Here is a 2642-nt window from a genome sequence, read left to right on the forward strand (position 1 = left end):
AAAAAAAAGCAGCCCGGCGGGCTGCTTAAAAATCTCTTCATCTTTTATGTGCATCGGCATATCCGTAACAGATATTTCCGCCTAATCTATCAGTAAAATTCATCAGGTATTCACAACATGCGTTTCTGTAGAATCCGTCAGCCAGCTTCATCAGGTATTCACAACAGGCATTTCTGCCTGGGCCGCCAGCCAGCTTCCTTAGATGCCCATCTCAATATTGTAGAGAATCTGCGCGAGCTTTTCCATCTCCTCCGAGGAGCGCTTATTAATCGCCTCCACTTCCTGTATCGACTGGATGGATTGGTAAATATGCTCGACGCCTTCACTGAATGTAGTGTGCAGTTTGTCCATCTCCGCCGCAAAATGCGCATCAAAATTGGTGATTTTATCCTCAAATTCCTTATTATCCAGCAGGTTTTTATTAATTTCAGAAACATCGTGCATGAGCATCTTGATTGCTTCATCAGAAGAAGACAGACTGCTCTGCGTGTTTTCAGAAAGCTTGCGGACCTCCTGAGCCACAACGGAAAAGCCACGGCCCGCCTCACCGGCGCGGGCGGCCTCAATAGCCGCATTCAGGGCAAGCAGGTTAATCTGGGAGGCAATCTCATTTATCATCTTCATCACGCCATCAATCTTCTGCGTACTTTGCGAAAGCATATCCAGCTTCGGTGTAATATCACGATTGCGGGAAATAATCTGGGCAAAGAGAGCCTGCTGTTCGCCAATACTGTCAGATATCTGGCTGATTGTGCTTTTAATGACCTCTACATCGTCCGCTATGTGGTTGATTGTATTGACAATCCCCGGCATCTTGGCATGATAGTCATTAAACATGCTGATGAGGTTGTCCTTGAGTTTTTCAGTGAATTTCTGACGCTCGATGATGCGCCTGTAGAAGAACGCATTGCATTCTGCATAAGTGGAAGCAAAATTGTCAATATAGTGGTCCGAGAAGCTCTGCCCCTCCGGAACATGATAAAAGAAGATTGCTGTCAGCGTTTCGTTGACATGCAGGCCGGCAATCTCGCCAAAGCTGGAAAAACCAGCCACCGGAATATCCGCAAAGAAATCCATGTGCTTTATTTCATCAGGATAACCCAGGCGGCGCACAAGGCAGTCATTGAGTATACCGCCGATAGGCTCCGGCTTCCCCTTGGCAAACACCTTGAGATCGCGGGCAAGCGTGGCCTCCAAGGACTGACGCCTGATCAGGTGGAGCTTTTCGCCAGTTACCACATCACAGAAAAAGGAAATTCTGTCATTGGCCTCATCAATGCCGGCAACATTGCGGAGGAAGTCCTCACCGTTGACATCTGCCGCAAAGGTATACTCCTGCAATTTTTCCTGCACAGCTTCCACAGTATTGACACCAAAGTGAGCTTTGAGGGCCTTGATAAAGGAAACAGGATGCCCGGAGGCGTCCTCCACCGTCTCAATATAGCGCAGGGCCGTATTGCCACTGCTCACAGTAAAGGCACTGCTGGTCCGCTCACCTGATTGAGTTTTCAGTATGCCATAGCGATAGTCATGCTTGAGACGGAACAGCGTGATTACTGCGTGATTTTCCAGACATCTGGTATTATCGTAAATATAGGTGTGAGTAAAGGTCAGATCACCGGCAGAACTGCCGCCAATAAACGGAACAGGATATCTGCCGGTTTCATACATGGCCTGCAGGACAAAGGTTTCACTGCTCGAAGCGCCATCGACGTAAATCATGGCAAAGCTATGGGCAACGCTGATGCGGAAAGGAACCGTGTGCTTTTCTATCTCACGGCGAATGGTCGCAACACGGTCATTGACGCTCATCTCCACAACGCCCCTGCGCAGGTCGCTGTTCGGAATAGGGATGCTCATGATATAGCTGTCCTCAATCATGCGGTTTGAATACGCCTGCAACAGCGCCATGGCACGTCCATCCGCATCACTGCAGTACAGGGTACGGCTTCCCTTTGGACGGCAAAGCTCCCCGGAGGTTGTCATCAAGATGACCTTTGTTGTGGCTGAAACCTCTTTTTTTATGGTCTGGGCGACTTCCGCCAAACTCAGGTCGGAAGATACAAACCCCATAATCAGCGCACAGCCTTCCGCCACATCAGTAAGCTCTCTCAAATGAGCCGCATCAAGCTCATTTTTGCTTAAATAAGCAATTTTTATATCCTGCTGTTTTAAAGGCACAGGATCTGGCGGAGTTGCCTGAGCATGAGCGACAGGCTTTACAGCTGGTTCATTTTCCTTTTTACCCCCAAAAAAATGACTGAACATACCAAACACCCTCCATATCATATCCGTATCCATATAAAGTTTATGTTGTATTATACATTCTACAAAAAATAGCAAAATCCTTCTATTTTAGTAACACTTTACAACTTTTGTAAAAAATAACTGCCGCACGAATACAACCAGGCATTTGCCTAATAAAAACAGCAGGCTTCCGGAGTATAATCCGAAGGCCTGCCCGACACACAGAACGTATTCTCTTTGACAATCACTCAAAAATCCATCCGCTATGCCCTGTCCATGTCATGTCCATCCCTTTTTGGTTTGCCCATGGCCATCACTACCCCTGCAACAATCAGCGCCGCTCCCAGCCAGAACCACAATGTCACCGGCTCCCCCAGCAGCAGCCAGCCCAAGAA

At 48.0% G+C, this 2642-nt stretch carries 1 protein-coding gene; it reads right to left on the bottom strand.

What is annotated here, in order from left to right:
• Positions 1-198: 198 nt before the first annotated feature.
• Positions 199-2115, bottom strand: coding sequence for a methyl-accepting chemotaxis protein (locus tag ACI3UA_RS04710; protein WP_439723675.1), 1917 nt, complete (start codon positions 2113-2115; stop codon positions 199-201).
• Positions 2116-2642: the final 527 nt, after the last annotated feature.

Origin of the sequence: Anaerovibrio sp. (assembly GCF_051866355.1) — a bacterium.
Taxonomy (GTDB): Bacteria; Bacillota; Negativicutes; order Selenomonadales; family Selenomonadaceae; genus Anaerovibrio.